We start from the raw sequence: 16925 nt of genomic DNA on the forward strand, positions 1-16925 counted from the left end.
ATCACTGGGTGGGCTCGGCATTTTTTAGGGCGTCGTCCATGGTCTGGCCCAGGCGGGGCGCACTCTGAGCGCTCTGAAGTAATCGCCAGCCGTCGTCGTAGTCGCGAAAGCCGACCGTCGAGTTGTAGCGCAGATCGCTGGAGTAGAGTGCGGCGCCGACCTCGTTCAGCGGAACCCATCTCCAGGTGAAGTCGACATCGGCTAAAGCGCCCTGCTTACTGATGCCGGTGATGCTCAGGAATTCTCTTTTGGCCACGGGGATTAAGAGCAGCGGCTTGTCGGCTTGGTCCGCGGGGAGCAGGGCGCGCACCGCGTCGACGCCGGAGGGCGTGAGGAGCACGTCCCAGCACGGCGGCGGGGCGAGGTTCGCAGAGCAGGGGGCGGCGGTTGCGGAGATCCAACCGTGTTGTTGCAGGACAAGATATTCCGGGGAGACATAGTTTTTATTGGAGACGATTCCGGTCTGGAGCGAGAACAACTGCGGCGTTTTGAAAGCGTCGGAGGCGGCGATGAGATCGGTGGCGAGGCGGCGGGTGAGGAAGTCGCGGGGGGAGCAGGAGGCGAGGAAGAGGATGGCCATCAGTGAGAAAGTTGATTTCTTCCGCATGAATTTGGCGCTGCCCATGCCGGCTACGCCCGGCGGACGGGCGAATGCGCCCGTCCCCACACAATCTTCCATCTCCACATAGTCAAAAGTTCACACAATCAACTGCGATGACTTGTGATTGTAAATAAACGGGGGCGCTTGGTTGTCGAATATTTGTGCGGGCGGAAAGGATGGGAGGTGATTTGGCCGTCGAATTGGGCGGCCCAGCGGCCGGGAATTTGGTGGGAACAATTTGGGCAGCGGCCGTCGGGGGTGAGGCGGTAGTCTTCGATGTGATAGCCGTAGCGGCGGATCAGGATTTCGCTGCACTGCGGACAGCGCGTATCTTCCCAGGGTCCGACCATGCCGGGAAGATTGCCGGCGTAGATGTAACGCAGGCCCGCCGTGCGGCCGATTTCGGCGGCGCGCAGCAGGTCTTCCGGCGTCGTATCGCGCTGCGCGTCTCCTTGCATTTTGTAATCGCCGTGGAAGGCGGTGACGTGCCAGGGAATATCCAGCGAAATTCCGGCGAGGAATTCGGTGAGGCGGCGCAGTTCGTCGTTGGAGTCGTTGAAGCCGGGGATGAGCAGGGTCACGATTTCGAGCCACAATCCCATCTGGTGAATGCGGCGGATGCTGTCGAGAATGGGACCGATGCGTCCGCCGAGTTCATGGTAGTGGCGATCGTCGAAGCTCTTGAGATCGACTTTGTAGAGATCGATCCACGGGCGGATGTAGTCGAGAACTTGCGGCGTGCCGTTTCCGTTGGAGACGAATCCGGTGAGCAGGCCCGCAGCTTTGGCCTCTTTGAACACGGCGACAGCCCATTCGCTGGTGATGAGCGGTTCGTTGTAGGTGCTGACCAGGACGCGCGCGCCCTGGTCGAGGGCATCGCGAACCAAATCTTCGGGAGAAGCTGCGAGCGGCGGCGAGATGGCGTCGGGATCGCGGAGGGCCTGCGATGTGACCCAGTTCTGACAGTATCCGCAGTGCAGATCGCAGCCCAGCATTCCGAAACTGTAGGCGAGAGCACCGGGATGGGCGTGGAAGAATGGCTTCTTTTCGATGGGATCGCACTGCATGCCGGCGGTGTATCCCCAGGGAACGTAGAGCGTGCCGCCGCGGTTGAAGCGGACTTTGCAGACGCCGGGCTGGCCTTCGGGGATGGGACAGCAATGGCCGCAGGAAAAACAGCGGACGCGATTGTGGTCGAGCTTTTCGTAGAGAGAGGAATCGGCCTCGCGAACTTTTTGGTCGAGGATTTCACGGAGTGTGGACACGGGAGGCTCTGTGGATATTTTAGCGCGGGGACGGCTTCGAGTTCGACCCGGTTGGCTTATGCGCTGGGGCCGGACAAGCGGGAGATCCCCTTCGACTCCGCTCAGGGCAGGCTCTCTCTTCGCCTGAAGAACGGCTCCGCTCGGGATGACATCGCGCCTTTAGTTAAACGGCAAACTAGTCGTAGATCAGTGGGCGGCGGAGGGCTTCCAGTTTGGGAGGTGCTGCTGGAGCCAGGAGTCGGCTTGCTGTTCGATGGCCGTGCACTGGGTAGGAGTCAAGCGCGAAGCCCACAACGGGGCCAAGTCTTTGCTGGCTTTATCTCCGCGCGCGCGCGCGAGCACAGCCCAGAAATAGGCCTGACTCACGTCCACAGGGACGCCGCGTCCGCCCCAGTAGAGGGCTCCGAGCTTGGCTTGAGCAGGAAGGCTGCCGTGATCGGCGGCGCGGCGGAACCATTCGAAAGCTTGCTTCTCGTCACGCACGATTCCGCTTTTTTCGTCACCCTGAAAATAGCGCAGGCCCAGGGCATTCTCGGCGGCGGCATCGTTGTGATCGGCCATCTGACGAAGTTCGTCGGGCGATGCGGTAGCGACGGACGGAGCGGAAGGGGTTGCCGGCGAGGGATTTTCCAAGGCCGGTGCGCTCGACGAGGCCAGCACGGTCTGCATGGAACTGGCATGCCGCTGCTGAAGCTTGGCCTGGATTAGCGGTGCCGAATAGAAACCGAGAATCGTTGCGATGAGGATGGCCGCGCCGATCATAAGGTACAGATGCGAGCGCGGCAGGCTGATGCCGGAGAGCTTCTCTTCCGTGCTTTCCAACTTATCCTGATCGTGTTTTTCTGCGGACGCGAACAGCACGCTGCCAGGCATAGGCGTGAACGGCGTGGAGACGGGCGCCGCGCCAAGTTGGGGAAGATCCTCGGCGTCGGCGGCACGGTTGACGGCAGCCAGAACACTTTCGGCAAGTCGCTCGAGCACCTCAGTATCGGAGTCAGAAAATGTGTTGGGGGCAGAGGAGAAAACTTCCACGATGCCGATCGAGTTGGTATCGACGCGAATTGGCGCGGCGAGAAGCGAGCGAAGGCCGAGGGCGCGGCAGCTCTCGCGATCTACACGATCGTCGAGCTCGGTGTCGTCGCAGCGCAGAGGCTGACCGGCCTTGACGCACTCGCCGGAAAAGCCGGAGCCGACTTGCAGGCGCGCGCCGATGGGCGGGGCGTCGGGGCCGGAGCTGGCGCGACAGGTCATGAAATCAGGATCGGCTTCGGCGAGCGCAATGGCAGCGCCGGAAGCACGGACCAGCGTCTGGGCACGCTCCGCAATCAGTTGCAGAGCGGCAGAAAGATCGGAACCATGCGCTTCCACCTGGCGTTGAACCGCGGTGACAGCCGCGAGGGTGTCGGTATAGTTGGGACGCAGTAGAGGAGCTGCAGCCTCGCTTTTCCCGGCAGAGCTTTGCTCCCCGGGACGGGCGAATGCGCCCGTCGCGACAGTTGTCGTCCCTATAGTCTGTACGTTGCTCGTGTCCTTCTGCAAAGCGCCAATTTCGGCTTCGCCGTTGGCGACGCCGGCCATGACGTTGATGAACAACCACTCGCGCAATCGCGATAGCGACGCGGGAGTGAGCTCAGAAAAATGAAGGCCGGCGCGTCCGGAGGGGTTCGACCAAACTACCTGACCGGTGGTGTAAATGTTTTCCGCGCAATCGGCGAGGTCGAGGCAGAGATTCACGCGCTTGCGTAATTCAAGAGGCGAATGGCATTGAATGGCCACGCCTTCTTCGCTGATATCGACGATTTCGTGCAGATCGAGCATCGAGCCCTTGGATTCGGCAGCGAAGGTGGCGTATGCAGGGGTCTGAATCTTGTGTCGCACGCGCCGGCGACGGTTGGACGGGAACGGATGCGAAGCCGAAGTTATGGCAGCCATGGGGAGGGGCGCAGAATTACTGCTCCATATTAGCGCGGGACGGTAGAAAAGTAAGCAAGAAGTCGTAGGCGACGGAAAGAAAAGCAGAAAGAAATGGGAAGTACATGCTGGCGGGGTTCTGCCGGGCAGAGTTCGGGGCCCTCGGCCGTGGGGCAGGCTTCGCAGGATTGAGTCAGGTAAACACCTGAGCGATCTTGCAGCAACCCGAGGGGCCTTAACTCGATTCATACATTTCAGGCTTTTCTCATACATTCGAGGCTCTTCACAATGAAGGAAAGAAATTTGACGAGGTGGCTAGCTTGGCGATTGCGGCGTTGCGGACTGGCAATCGGGTTTGCGGCGCTGACCTTGCCCTGCCCCGTGTTTGCGGCACTGGGAGGGGATGCGGCGTCGGTGCAGGCGGATTCGGTTCACATGCAAGCCAGTCTTCGCACGAGTCAAGCGGCCACTACTCAGGGCGGAGCTTATACCTTGCACGAGCTTCATTCGTCGAGCGGAGTTGTGGTTCGAGAATATGTTTCATCGGCGGGCGCTGTATTCGGTGTGGCATGGCAGGGCCCTTGGCTGCCTGACCTGCACCAACTGCTGGGGACTTATTTCGAGCCGTATGTGCAGGCGATGCAGGCACGGAATGCGGGGCGCGCCGGGCGCAGGCCGGTTCACATCGAAATTCCCGGGCTGGTTGTAAATCTGAGTGGACATCCGCGCTCGTTTACGGGGCAAGCATACATTCCGGAAAACTTGCCGCAGGGAATGAAGGCCGAGGACGTGCGATGATTCGTGGACGCAACTTTCGTTTGTTCGACTTTGGAATCGTGGCTCTCTGGGCGCTTTCGCTGCTGTCGGTGGGCTGTGGAGGCAGCAGCAGTCACTCGAATGCAAGTCAGGTCGTGACATCGACTGGATCGAATGTCGCGGCCATTTCGGTGAATGGCGGACCTACGGGGAACTATGGCAATGGAGCTTTCGTGAGTGTAACGGTTTGTGTTCCGGGAAGCTCGAATTGTCAAACGATCCCAGATGTGCTGGTGGACACGGGTTCTACCGGCTTGAGGATTCTATCGTCGGCTCTGACGGTTTCGCTGACGCAGCAAAATGGAGCGAGCGGGGATCCGATCGCGGAATGTCTGCCGTTCCTGGGTGGATACACATGGGGACCAGTGCAGAGTGCCGACATTAAGATTGCGGGGGAAAGCGCGAGCGCGGTGCCGATTCAAGTGATCGGCGGGACGTTTGCGGTTCCAAGTGGCTGCTCCAATATGGGTTTGCAATCGATGGGTACGTTGCAGACTTTGGGGGCCAACGGACTGCTGGGGGTGGGAATGTTCGCGCAGGATTGCGGCGGGGCATGCGCGCAGGCGGGGTCGAACCCCGGACTTTACTACGCATGTCCATCGTCGGGATGCCAGGTTACGGCGGAGGCGGTGAGCGCCCAGGTGCAAAATCCAGTGGCCATGTTTGCCAGCGACAACAATGGAGTGATCGTTGAATTACCGGCGGTGAGCGGAGGCGCGACTACGGTGAGTGGCTCGCTGGTCTTTGGGATTGGCACGCAGTCGAACAATGCATTGAACGGAGCCTCGGTTTACACCGTCGACGATTTCGGAAATTTCACCACTACGTACCAGGGACAGGCCTACTCCAGCAGCTTTCTCGATAGCGGATCGAATGGATATTTCTTTCTGAGCAGCACTGCGACCGGCCTTCCGGATTGCACGACGGCTACGGGCTTTTATTGTCCGACGAGCACCCAGAACCTGTCGGCGACCAATCAAGGAGCGAACGGCACTAGTGGGAAGGTGAATTTCAGTGTGGGGAATGCCGAGACTCTGTTCGCGAATCAGAGCGATTTCGTATTCGGCGACCTGGGCGGTCCTGGGCAGAACAATTTTGATTGGGGCTTGCCGTTTTTCTTTGGGCGCAATGTGTTTACGGCAATTGAGGGAACAAGTACGCCTGGAGGCGTGGGGCCGTACTGGGCTTACTAGAATAAGTGATCTTCAACTCTTGCTCTTTGCTAAGAGCAAAAGCCTGACCGCAAAGAACGCAAAGAAAAAATCCGCAAAGTACGCGAAGAAATACAGCGACGATTCAAGATATTAACTTTGGATTGCGAACTTTGGATTGCGCCTAGCAGCTTCGTTGTCGACGCTCTCTCGCAAGCAAAACCAAGAAACTAAGGTCAGCCGGCTCGTCGGGTGAGGTGTGCGTTGTGCAGGCTGGAGATGCGGGAGATGGCGGCGACCATCATGCCGGAAAGCAGTTGCATGGTGGCGACGTCGCTCTCGTCGAAAGCTCCGGGGGAGGAAGAGAGAACTTCAAAAACGCCGAGCGTGCGGCGATAGTGGCGCAGAGGCGAGACCAGAATCGAGCGCACGCCGAGGCGGCGGCAACTGGCGAGATCGACGCGCGGATTGCGTTCGGCATCGTGGCACAGCATGATCTCGCCGGAGCGGACGGCTTCAGCGGAGATGCCGGCGTCGGTTTGGAGGCGGACGCCAAGGTCGGGAGCAGTGCGGCCAGCGCGGGCGCGGCAGACAATTTCGTCGCCGGCGCGCAGCGCGATGGCGGCTCCGGTGGCTCCGGTTAAGTGTTGAGCGCGCTCGGTGATGGCGCTGATGGCGGGTTCAAGATCGAGTTCGGCGGGATGAATTTCGGCTTCGGCTTCGGCATTCACTGACACCGCGTGGAATCCGGATATAGGATGCGCGGCGTTGGCGACGCGCAACTGGCTGCGCTGCGCGAGGGCGGGCATGCGATTGTGATCGGCGAGGGTGAGATCATCCCGCCAAAGTTCTGGATCGGGGACGGTGCGCAGCAGATCGCGCACGAGATTGTTGAGTTCGGCATCGAGGATGAGGTGCGCGTTCTTCTGATTGCGCATGGATCCGCCGAGCACCCGCGAGAGGCCAAGCAGAGCGTGACTGCCGCAGGCCAGGCAGTAGGGCTTGCTGTTGGCGCTGATCAGCTCACACTGCACACAGAAGGTGGCGGACTGCAACGGCACGAAACTGACGTCTCTGAAAGTGTCGCCATACAGGGACTTACGAAACATGATTGCGAAATCCTCGCTTCGAATGAGTGCTGATCAAGGTAAATAGGGAGGAACGAGTGAGAAAGTGGCGGAAGTGGTTCCCCGTGTGGAAAACGAGGAGGAACCAATCAGCGAGCAGGAGAACGACTTGACGCAATCTTCTCGCTACGGTTTTCGCTGGAGCAATGGAAAAGAATAGCCTGAGATGCCGCACCCCACGCTGGTTTTCAGCAACCTCATCGAAATTCAGTTCATCGAAGTTCGGGTTCGTGGGATTCCTTATTTAGTCGAAATCCGAGGGTGCAGTGATGTCTCTCCGGGTCTGTTTCAAGTATTCCGCAATGTTTGCGACGGTTGCGGTTGCAGCCTTCGTCATCTCCTGTGGCAACTCATCCAGTTCCACATCGGGTGGAACCGGTTCTGGCGGAGGATCGAGCAACCTGGGTGGATATGCCGCGGGCATCGGCGGGGCCGCGCAGACTGGTTCAGCTCATTATCTGGTTGCGATTCAGGTTCCGGGCGTCACTCCGTTCCCAACCATGATCAATTCCAACGGGACGCTCACCCAAGCGAAGGTTACGCTTCCTGCTTACAGCGTTTTCAATCCGATGGCCATGACTGCGGCGATCGATCCCTCGGGATCTTTTTTGTATCAGGCGGCGCGGCCAGGCCTTTGGACGTTTACCATCGACCGTTCAACCGGGAATCTCAACGAGATGTCTACTTCTCCTTACGATGACACGGTGAATTTCGATGCAGTTGCGGTCGACCAAACCGGCAAGTTCGTTTATGCCTACGACGACTCGGGCAACGTTTACGGGTACACAATTCAATCGGGGACCGGACAACTCACTCCGATTGCCGGTTCGCCATTCGCTTCACAGGCATCGGGCGAGCAGTTTGCAGTCGCGGGCAATCGAACGGCCGTCTCGCAAGATGACAAATATCTTTATGTGGCGACCGTCGGGGGGATTATGGCGTACTCGATCGACGCCACGACCGGGGCATTAACCATGGTGAACGGCTCGCCTTTTGGAGCGAGCGCCGGACCGGGCTTCGCGCTGGCGGCGCCATCGTCCGGTTTTCTTTACGAAACGATTCAAAGCAGTTCGTCGACGCCGCCGGGAGTCTATGGGTATAGCATCGACGCGAATACGGGAACGCTGACGCAGATTTCCGGTTCCCCGTTTGCGCCGGGATGCGGCGGAGGCGATTTGACTTCGCCGGCGAGCGGAAAGTTTATGTTTATGGCGGGCTGCGGGATGTATCAGATCGACGCCGGTACGGGCGCGCTGACATTCCTCTTCAAAGATCCGGAAGCTCCGAACGACGGCTGGTCGGCGTTCGATCCGGCATCGGCTTTTGTTTGGATTGTCACTACTGTGCAACCTTGCTTTAGCTGCGAAGTCGGCGTTGATGCTTATCAGGTTGATCCGAACACGGGAAGCATGACACTGGTGCCTAACTCGTTCTTCCAGATGACCGACACGGAGGTCGGTGATATCCAGGCGGTGGCGATTACGCATTGAGGAGTTGGTAAGGATGAGATTAGTATGCAGAAACTTGCAACCTGCTGGGGGGGGCAATCTCATCAAAGGCCTCGTAGGAAGCGGATTGTGAACTTTATTTTTTCTGCAGGTATTGATTTTCAGCCTGCGGGTCGACTATCCTAACAGCACGTTGGCGGTTCACCCGTGCAACGACGATTTGAATGGGGGATTTAATCATGCAATGGACAGCACCAGCTTTTGAAGAAGTTTGCCTGAACTGCGAAATCAACTCTTACGCCAGCGCAAAACTGTAACTGAAACGCTCTCCCCCGAATTCCTCTTTGTTATAGAGGCTGAGTTATAGAGGCTGACGCGCGCGTAATTGCCTACGTGAGCGGCTGGTCTGCACGTATCTGCGATGTGGCGCTCCTGCCTGTCCGGCCTTCCCAAATAAAACTGTTCGACAATCGAGTGAGTGCTTTTCTCCGGCGGAGAAAAGCAGGTTTCTCGACTGCGCCCAATGTCGCGCTGCGCCACTGTGCTTCGCTCGAAATGACAAGCTTCGGCGTAGGCCTTCGCTGATTCGTCTGGGCTTGAGTGTAATTCGGCGTGGCAACAGTGGGCGTGAAGGTTCCGCTTAACCGGCCTGGGCGGTAATCAGCGCGGCATCCTCGGGCAGTAGGACGACATGGGCCGAGTGAGCGAGGGTGCGGTCGAGTGCATCGGCGAGAGCGGTGGGAAATGAAGATGTCAGGAGATTGATGTCGAGCTGGAGGTCGCGAGTCGAATAGAGGCGATGCACGAAGAGGGTGCCGCAGCGGCGATTGGCGGAACTGAGCAGCGCGAGAGCTATGGTCCACGAGGAGGAGGAGGCGTCGAGGATTTTCGGGACGCCGGGTTTGCTCCAGCGGAAGGTATTGACCGCGCGCCGCGAAACGGGATCGGGGGGGTCGAAGGAAACCAGTTCTCCGGGGTGCAGTTCAACCTTCAGTTCGAAGCTGTCAAAATCGTTGCTGCCGAAGGCAGCGGTAAGCACGCGGCGCACCTGATCGTAATCGCGGGCGACCTTGAGTTCCTCGATAGCGCGGCGGATGGCCAGATTATTGATGAAGATTTGCGGCTGGTCGAAAGTGCGGTGGGCGACGCGCGCCAGTTCTCCAAATTCGAGGTAGCCAAGGTGCTGGACGCCAATCCAGATTCCGATGCCCAGGACCGCGAGGACCAGTCCCAGAGAGCTTCCGGTCGGCCATAGCAGGAACAAGCTCAGCATGGCGAAGATGGCGGAGACGCCGTAGAGCACAATCACGACCTGGCGGTGCGTCAGACCATGCTGCAACAGTTTGTGGTGAATGTGGTCGCGGTCGGCGGTAAAGATAGGACGCCCACTGATGAGGCGGCGGACGATGGAGAGCGCGGTCTCAAGAATGGGAAGACCAAACGAGACAATGGGGATGGCGACGGCGACAATCGTAGGGGCCTTTTGAGCGCCCTTGAGCGCCAGGGCGCTCAGCACGAATCCGATGAAGAGGCTGCCGGAGTCGCCGAGGAAAATGGTCGCGGGATTGAAGTTGAAGCGCAGGAAGCCGAGAATCGCGCCGGCCAGGGCGATGGTCATCACGGTGACGAGCGAAGTTCCATTCAGAAGAGCGCTGACGAAAACTACCAGAGTCGAGAACAGGGCCGATCCGGCAGCCAGACCGTCAAGGCCGTCGATCAGGTTGAATGCGTTAGTGATGGCCAGGACCCAGAGAACAGTGAAGGCCCAGCCCACAATCCAAGGCAGCTTATGATCACCAAATAATACTGGGATATTGACGATGCGGAGTCCGCCCATGAAGAGGAACGTGGCGGCGACGCCTTGCACCGAAAACTTGAAGTAGGGGCCGACGCCGCGGATGTCGTCGTAGACGCCCAGAAGAAAAATGAGGGACGCGGGTCCGAGGATGGTCAACAACGTTCGCAAGGAAAAGGCCGCATGCATGCGAGGAGTGCGCCAAGCCCACATCGCCGCCAGGCCCATGCAGAAAGAGAAGGAGATGAAGATGGCGACCCCGCCCAGACGAGGCAGTGGGCTCGAGTGAAGATGACGCTCTTGCGTGGGAACCGCGACCCATCCGTGGATGGTAGCGAAATCGCGAACGTAGCGCGTGAGAACAAAGGCTGAGAGCAGCGCTAAGACAAATGTGGCGAGGAAGAGGCCCGTCAACTATGTCACCTTCGGCAAGCGAGACGTGCCAGGAGAGCACGCCTGCTCTACAGTTTTGTGTAACGCAACGACGTAGTTCGGTAATCGCTCAAGGAACATATACCTGACGTGGCTGGAAGTGCCCACGACTCTAGCAGTAGCAGAACGGGACTTTCAATCATTCGGCGGGAAAAACCTGTGGAAAACTTAGCACAAGGGTCCATATCTGGAAAATATCGGATCACGTATAGCTGCACAGGAGGCTTCTGGGTCGTGCTAAACTTCGTGTTCAAACAGTCACCGATCGTTTCAGGGGTCCTCCGATGGAGTTGGGTTCTTCGCGTTTCGCTTGTAGCGGAATTTGGTTGCTGGTTTACGCGGCAAGTTTTTTTGGGGCAAGTTTTGTAATCGCCAGCAGTGCGGCGGGGCAACAACCGGCGGCGGCGCAATCCGGCCAAGGAACCGCTCCCGGGGAGCTTCCATCGATTCAGCCAATACCACAGGCAGCGGTGAGTGCCTCTGATCCCGGCTTGCCAGCAAAGGCTCAGGATCCGGCGAAGGATTCTGGCGACCAGAGCGCGGTGATGCGACTCGGCCCCGGCGATCTACTGGAAGTGAACGTATACAATGTGCCGGAATTGACGAGCAAAGTGCGAGTGAGCAACGCCGGCGATGTATATCTCCCCCTGATTGACTACGTTCATCTCGACGGCTTAACGCAGGAAGAAGCGCAAACAGTGATCGAGAAGCGGCTTGCGGACGGGGGATTCGTGCGCAGCCCGCACGTCACCATTTTCGTGGATGAAGCCACGTCCCAGGGCGTGACCATTTTGGGAGAAGTGACCAAGCCCGGCATTTATCCAGATGTGGCGGATCACAAACTGTACGAGGTGATCTCGGAGGCTGGGGGGTTCACGGCATCGGCGTCGCGAAAGCTCGCTATCATCCGGCATGGCCAAACGGAACCGATTCGTATCGACCTGCCGCGGAATCTGACGGACGACCTCAGCGGTAATATCGACATCCAGCCGGGGGACACGATTAACGTTCCACGGGCGCCGGTTATTTACGTAGTCGGAGACGTAAACCGGCCGTGCGGCTTGCTGGTGGACAATGGAACGTTAACGGTGCTGCAAGCGCTGGCGCTGGCGGGGGGAACGAACCGCACGGCGAAATTGGGCGCGAGCCGCATCATTCACAAAGGTCCGACGGGGATGACCGAGACCAAGCTGCAAATCAAGAAGATGCTGGAGGCCAAGACGCCGGACGTGACGCTACAGGCGGACGATATTCTTTTCATTCCGGTCAGCGGAGCCAAGGTGGCGGCTGGAAAGTCGCTGGATGCGGCCGTCGGCATCGCGGCTGCGGTTACGATTTATTCGGTGCGTCCGTAGACAAGCTCGTCGATAGTTTCTAAATTGCGAGAAACAAAAATCTTGAACCGCAAAGTGTAGCCAAGAAACTGCCGCAAAGAACGCAACGACTTACCGCGCGCTTTTTGACAAATCGTTCCGACCCTTTTTCCGCTACTGGCGGCCACCCTTTGCATTAGCCCGATTGCGGCGTGGGCAACAGTCCGCGTAATACTTCGATATATTTTTTGGCGGTTGTGGCGCGCGCGAAGTTTTGCAGGATGTATTCTCTTCCCTTTTGTCCCAGGGCCAAACCGAGTTCGCGATTGCCGGAGAGACGGTGGACGGCGGCGACCAGAGCATCTACATTTTCTGGCTCGATGACGATGCCGGCGTCGGCGTCTTCGATAATTTGGCGCGCCTGACCTTCGACGCCAAGAATGACGGGGCGGGCACAAGACATGAACTCAAGCATTTTGGTGGGGATCACGGTTTTAAAAATCTCGGTCTTTTTCAAGAGCACGAGGCAGGCGTCGGAAGCGGAGATGAAGGCGGGGATTTTTTCGCGGGGCTGCTGGTCAAGAAAGGTGACGTTGGCCAGGCCGCGGGATAGGGCAAGATTCTTGATACGCGCTTTTTCCGCTCCTTCGCCGACCAGGAGAAAATGCGCATTAGAATTCTGGCGTTGTAGTTCGGCGGCGGCATCGAGCAGGGTTTCGAGGCCATGAGCCATCCCCATCGTGCCGATGTAGCAGAGCAGAAACTTGTCTTTCACGGCGAAATCCTGGCGGAGGGCCTGGTTGGAATCGTGGGGGGCGGAGGTAAACAGGCTAGTCTCGACGCCATTTTGTATAACGGCAATTTTTTCGGCGGGAATCCGGCGGTGCTGTACGAGATACTCTTTGAAAGCGGGAGTGACGACGACGATCAAATCGGACCGCAGATAGAGAAATTTCGCGACCGCGGCCAGCGCGCGGTGGAGCAGCGAATTCTCGTCGCCCACTCCCACGGCCGCCAAAGACTCAGGCCAGAGGTCGCGCACTTCGAAAACGAAGGGGATTTGCCGGCAATGCGCGATCCACCAACCGGAGAGGCCGACGAGGAGTTGGGGCGAGGAGGCAATGACGACATCCGGACGTGGCAGCACCATGCCGCGGAGACCGGCGGAGATGCAGAAAGACGCGTAGTTGCGCATACGCTCGTGGGCTTTGCGGTTGGGGAGGGGCCAGAGCCAGGTGCGGAAGACGTCGACGCCGCTTGAGCTCTCCCGAAAAGTCAGGCGTCGCAGGCGAGCGCGCCATTCGGCGGGAACAACGCCGGTGGGATGGTTGGGAAATCCGGTGAGCACGGAAACTTTATGGCCGGCCTGCGCCCAATGGCGGGCTAGTTCCGAGGCGCGAGCGGCCGGGGCGCCCATCTCCGGTGGAAAATATTGTGAGACGTAGAGGATCTTCACGCGACCCTAGAGGCTATCGCATAAATGGGGTTCGTGGTAGCGGACAGCGCCGATTGGGCATCCGGGCTTGAAGAATCTAGCGGCCGGCGTTGCAGGATTCTTCGACGAGAGCGGAGATGGCATTGACGGTGTCCATTCGTTCCTGATCGAAGCCGATATCGGCGAAGTCGATGCCGAATTTTTCTTCGAGGAAAACCGCGAGGCCGACGGCGTCGATGGACTGAAGGCGGCCGCTCAAGAGCAGTGAGGTGTCGTCGGAGAAAGGTTGGGTATCGCTCTTGCGGTCGAGCAGCTTACGAAGAAATTTCCGAATTTCCGGTTTGCGGTCCATTTCGTTACTTCGCTCCTCACGATACCAGGTTCAAAAGATGGGCCAGGAAGCGAAAACTTTCCTGGATGGGATAGCGTTTGTAGGTGTAATCAAAAACTCTCAGGATGCAGAAGAAGCTGCTGACGCACAGGGTGGGAATGAGGCGGCCGCGAATCCAGCCTAGCTTTTCTTTCCTAGGCTGCCTCATTTGCGAGATGCCGATGCCTACCGAGAGCACGATCGTGTAGAAAATATAACTTTGAAAACCCACGAGCGCGCGCCAGAAACCGAGATCTTCGATGTAGCCCACGTCGCGGAAGAAATGGAAGAAGGCGTTGCCGAAGCCGGCGGCGGCGAAGGTCGCGGCGAACAGACGCCAGCGGCCGAGCTGCTTAAAATATTTCAGGAATGCGGGATAGAAGAAACAGTCGGCCAGCAACTCTTTGAAGTAATAGTAATAGCGATTCCAGAATTCGGCGAGGGTGCGCGAAGACAGGGGGCGATAGGTGTTGCGCAGCGCCATGAAGCCGGCCATGCGGCAGACGGCGATGATGCGATGTCCGAAGATGGCGAACTCGATCATCCTTTCGAGGAATTCGGAAATCAGGCTGCCCCAGCCCATGTACCAGGAAAAGTGCGCGCGGGTTACGCTGAGGTGCCATACGAATTCGTAGAACGGAACCATGAGGTAGCCGTGGACGAAGGGCATGTAAACGAAGGTTAGAAAGAGATCGAGAACGATGGACCATGCGAGCAGCTTGAGGCCTTTCAGTTGCGCCACGGCAAGCTGTTCTGCATTCTTCGCCTCGATGCGGCGCAGATAGGAGGATCCTTTAGGAAAGGGGGTGCTCGATGATCCCCAAATGGGATGGTAGCCGCCGACCTGTAGAGCGTAGGGATCGCGACTCTTGGAGTTGAGATCCATGAGCGAATAGGCGAGGAACCAGATGTAGGCCGCGAACACGCTCAGGAAACTGAAGGATGAGGAGCGCAGCGATCCTCCGGACGGAAGATAGCTGGCCAGCAAAACGGTGAGTGCGAAAGCGGTCAGTAGGGTTGCGACGAGGCGGCGTCCGAACCAGCCTCCAAGCCCGGGAGAATCGTGGAAGCGGGAGGCGAGCCAAAAGATCGCTCCTGCCACGACGATGGAAATCCCCGCCTGAATGATCTGCGGATGCTCGGCCCATTGCCACCAGATGCCGAACGCCCAGAGGAGCGTGGCGACGGTGAGCACAACGCGGCGATATTTGGGAAGGGCAGTAATCACAATCAGAAAACAGATTTGCGCCTTCCAGCGCGGATTGCGCAGGTAGTGCAGCCAGGTTGCGCAGTAGAGGCCGAGTCCGAAGAGAGCGAGGAGAGTGATTTTGCCGGCGATGGATTGGGCGAATGCTACTACCCGCGGATAAGCCTCAAGTTTGGGAATGAGGCGAAATCTGAGGAGCCAGCCGAAGGGCCGGTAAACGGGCGCAGGCGGGACGTCGGACGCGACCGGTGGGGCTACGACGGGATCGGCGGCGGTCGTTTGCTGGTCGATCGTTTGCTGCTCGATCCTATCCTGGTCGATCGTTTTCTGGTCGATCCTTTCCTGGTCGATCGTTTCCTGGCCGATCATTTCCCTGGTCGATCCTTCTTGCTCGATCATTTCGCGCCTTCTGCGAGCATCGCTGTCAGAGTTTTTCGGTCGGTCTTTCCGGCGGCGCTCACGGGGAGGTGCGGCACAAAACGTATTTCGGATGGCACCATATATTTGGGGACGCTGCGCTGCATGCGTTCGCGGATTTCGGCGGCGGCCACGCTGCTGCCGGCGACGAACGCAACGATTCCTCCGGCGGAGCCATTCGTGATCGGCCATGCGATGGCTGATACGGAATCGACGCCGCAGGCTTCGCGCAGGTGCGCTTCGACGTCCTCGATTTCTACACGATTGCCCAGGACTTTGACCTGATTGTCTATTCGCCCGAGATGATGGAATATTCCAGCGCTGTCTTGGGAAGCGAGATCGCCGGTCAGATACCACGTTCGCCGATCGATCACGGGAAAACGGGCAGCCGTTTTTTGTGGATCTTTGAAATATCCTTTGGCGACCTGCGGGCCACAAAGAGCGAGCTCGCCTTTTTCGCCGGGAGCGAGAAAATTCAGCGAGGCGTCGACGATGGCTGCGCTCATGCCGGTGAAGGGCTTACCTGTAGCGACGGTTCCGCGGCCTTCGGTCACAGTCATGGGGTTCGTGCAGCGCTGACCGATGCAGACCACCGTCGCTTCGGTTGGGCCATAAAGATTGTCGATCGCGCTGTTGGGCGCAGCGATCTGCCAAAGTTCGGCGGCGCTGGCGGGCAGCGGCTCGCCGCAAAAAATCGAATAGCGAATCGAGGGGAAGGCCCCGGGGGTGAGCATCTTCAGGTTGCGCATGAAGGCTATGGTGGAGGGCACCGAAAACCAGCAAGTCAGTTGATGGTCACGGATGAAGCGCGACGGGCCCATCAACTGGCCGGCGGGGACTACGTGCAGCGAGGCGCCGGCCGACCAGGTCATGAACATGTCCATGACCGAGGGGTCGAAGGTGAGATCGTAAGTCTGCGAAACGCGGTCGGCGGCGCTGAATTCGGGGTCGACGTAGCGCATGGCGGCGAGGAACGAAGCCACATTTCCGGTGGAGACCATCACGCCTTTGGGTGATCCGGTGGTGCCGGAGGTGAACATGACGTAAGCGAGGTCGTCGGCGGTCATTGACTTCGCGAGATGACCGAGATCGGGCGCGGGCAGGGCGTCGAAACCGGCGACTGTTGTCGGCGGCGTTAAGAGCGAAAACGACTCTGAGCTTGCTGGAGCCAGGATACTTTTCGGCGCGTGCTGTAGGACTTCAGACGTGAGAAGCTTCAAGCCGCGATCGTCGACGACCAGCGCGTCGAGATTCGTAGTTTGCAAAATGTTGAGCAGCCTTTGTTCGGGCCAATCGGGGTTGAGCGGGACATAGGCCGCGCCTGCCCAGCAAGTACCGAGGAGTCCGGCATAAGCTGGCCAACTGCGGGAGGCCAGAATTCCTACCAGCTTCACTTCGCCTGAGGACCGTGATTGCAACCAGGCGGCGATACGCTCCACAAGTTCGGCGAGTTCCCCGTAAGTGAACTCGCGCTGGTTCACCGAGAGCGCGAGGCGGTCGGGAGAATTCCTGGCATTGTTGCAGAAGGGTAGCGCGAGGTTTGTGCTCATTACTTCTATCCAGGCTTTCTGTTTAGACCCCAGCTTATTACACAGGGCGGGAGAAGTTTCTGCCAAGGTACGAGAGTCACCTCGGGC

13 protein-coding genes are annotated in these 16925 nt (G+C 58.6%); 4 read left to right on the forward strand and 9 right to left on the reverse strand.

What is annotated here, in order from left to right; translation table 11 throughout:
- Position 1 precedes the first annotated feature (1 nt).
- From VGM18_08600 to VGM18_08610, 3 genes are all read right to left on the reverse strand, one after another.
- Complete coding sequence (locus tag VGM18_08600) at positions 2-580, reverse strand: hypothetical protein (GenBank protein ID HEY3973049.1); 579 nt, start codon at positions 578-580, stop codon at positions 2-4.
- A 125-nt stretch (positions 581-705) separates the two neighbouring features.
- Positions 706-1866, reverse strand: coding sequence for an AmmeMemoRadiSam system radical SAM enzyme (gene amrS / locus VGM18_08605; GenBank protein HEY3973050.1), 1161 nt, complete (start codon positions 1864-1866; stop codon positions 706-708).
- Positions 1867-2052: 186 nt separating this feature from the next.
- Entirely contained in the window at positions 2053-3798 is a 1746-nt protein-coding gene (locus VGM18_08610; GenBank protein HEY3973051.1) for a GAF domain-containing protein, read from the reverse strand.
- 282 nt (positions 3799-4080) lie between these two features.
- On the opposite strand from VGM18_08610, the gene VGM18_08615 reads away from it, so the two are divergent.
- Entirely contained in the window at positions 4081-4575 is a 495-nt protein-coding gene (locus VGM18_08615; protein HEY3973052.1) for a DUF2844 domain-containing protein, read from the forward strand.
- On the forward strand, positions 4572-5786 hold the full coding sequence (locus tag VGM18_08620) for a DUF3443 domain-containing protein (GenBank protein ID HEY3973053.1): 1215 nt from the start codon (positions 4572-4574) through the stop codon (positions 5784-5786). The genes VGM18_08615 and VGM18_08620 overlap by 4 nt, the downstream gene beginning before the upstream one ends.
- Before the next feature lie 194 nt (positions 5787-5980).
- On the opposite strand, the gene VGM18_08625 is transcribed toward VGM18_08620, so the two are convergent.
- Positions 5981-6853, reverse strand: coding sequence for a GAF domain-containing protein (locus tag VGM18_08625; GenBank protein HEY3973054.1), 873 nt, complete (start codon positions 6851-6853; stop codon positions 5981-5983).
- 287 nt (positions 6854-7140) lie between these two features.
- Between VGM18_08625 and VGM18_08630 the strand changes: the two genes are divergently transcribed.
- Complete coding sequence (locus VGM18_08630) at positions 7141-8361, forward strand: beta-propeller fold lactonase family protein (protein ID HEY3973055.1); 1221 nt, start codon at positions 7141-7143, stop codon at positions 8359-8361.
- Between the two features lie 598 nt (positions 8362-8959).
- On the opposite strand, the gene VGM18_08635 is transcribed toward VGM18_08630, so the two are convergent.
- Positions 8960-10528, reverse strand: a complete 1569-nt coding sequence (locus tag VGM18_08635; protein ID HEY3973056.1) for an MraY family glycosyltransferase — start codon at positions 10526-10528, stop codon at positions 8960-8962.
- A gap of 344 nt (positions 10529-10872) precedes the next feature.
- Between VGM18_08635 and VGM18_08640 the strand changes: the two genes are divergently transcribed.
- Positions 10873-11901, forward strand: coding sequence for a polysaccharide biosynthesis/export family protein (locus VGM18_08640; GenBank protein ID HEY3973057.1), 1029 nt, complete (start codon positions 10873-10875; stop codon positions 11899-11901).
- A 154-nt stretch (positions 11902-12055) separates the two neighbouring features.
- Here the strand turns inward: VGM18_08640 and VGM18_08645 are convergent, their stop codons facing one another.
- From VGM18_08645 to VGM18_08660, 4 genes are all read right to left on the reverse strand, one after another.
- Positions 12056-13315, reverse strand: a complete 1260-nt coding sequence (locus VGM18_08645; GenBank protein HEY3973058.1) for a glycosyltransferase family 4 protein — start codon at positions 13313-13315, stop codon at positions 12056-12058.
- A gap of 76 nt (positions 13316-13391) precedes the next feature.
- Entirely contained in the window at positions 13392-13646 is a 255-nt protein-coding gene (locus VGM18_08650; protein ID HEY3973059.1) for an acyl carrier protein, read from the reverse strand.
- 16 nt (positions 13647-13662) lie between these two features.
- Positions 13663-15270: a hypothetical protein gene (locus VGM18_08655; GenBank protein ID HEY3973060.1), complete on the reverse strand. Its 1608-nt coding sequence runs from the start codon at positions 15268-15270 to the stop codon at positions 13663-13665.
- Positions 15267-16838 (reverse strand): amino acid adenylation domain-containing protein, encoded by a 1572-nt coding sequence (locus VGM18_08660; GenBank protein ID HEY3973061.1) that lies wholly within the window; start codon positions 16836-16838, stop codon positions 15267-15269. Before VGM18_08660 ends, VGM18_08655 begins: the two co-directional genes overlap by 4 nt.
- Positions 16839-16925: the final 87 nt, after the last annotated feature.

Origin of the sequence: Candidatus Sulfotelmatobacter sp., from assembly GCA_036500765.1 — a bacterium.
Classification (GTDB): Bacteria; Acidobacteriota; Terriglobia; order Terriglobales; family Acidobacteriaceae; genus Sulfotelmatobacter.

Bases quoted from the DNA above. Each gene is read 5' to 3' on its own strand.
- VGM18_08600 (HEY3973049.1), bottom strand. From the start codon at position 580: ATGGCCATCCTCTTCCTCGCCTCCTGCTCCCCCCGCGACTTCCTCACC.
- VGM18_08610 (HEY3973051.1), bottom strand. From the start codon at position 3,798: ATGGCTGCCATAACTTCGGCTTCGCATCCGTTCCCGTCCAACCGTCGC.
- VGM18_08620 (HEY3973053.1), top strand. From the start codon at position 4,572: ATGATTCGTGGACGCAACTTTCGTTTGTTCGACTTTGGAATCGTGGCT.
- VGM18_08625 (HEY3973054.1), bottom strand. From the start codon at position 6,853: ATGTTTCGTAAGTCCCTGTATGGCGACACTTTCAGAGACGTCAGTTTC.
- VGM18_08630 (HEY3973055.1), top strand. From the start codon at position 7,141: ATGTCTCTCCGGGTCTGTTTCAAGTATTCCGCAATGTTTGCGACGGTT.
- VGM18_08650 (HEY3973059.1), bottom strand. From the start codon at position 13,646: ATGGACCGCAAACCGGAAATTCGGAAATTTCTTCGTAAGCTGCTCGAC.
- VGM18_08655 (HEY3973060.1), bottom strand. From the start codon at position 15,270: ATGATCGAGCAAGAAGGATCGACCAGGGAAATGATCGGCCAGGAAACG.
- VGM18_08660 (HEY3973061.1), bottom strand. From the start codon at position 16,838: ATGAGCACAAACCTCGCGCTACCCTTCTGCAACAATGCCAGGAATTCT.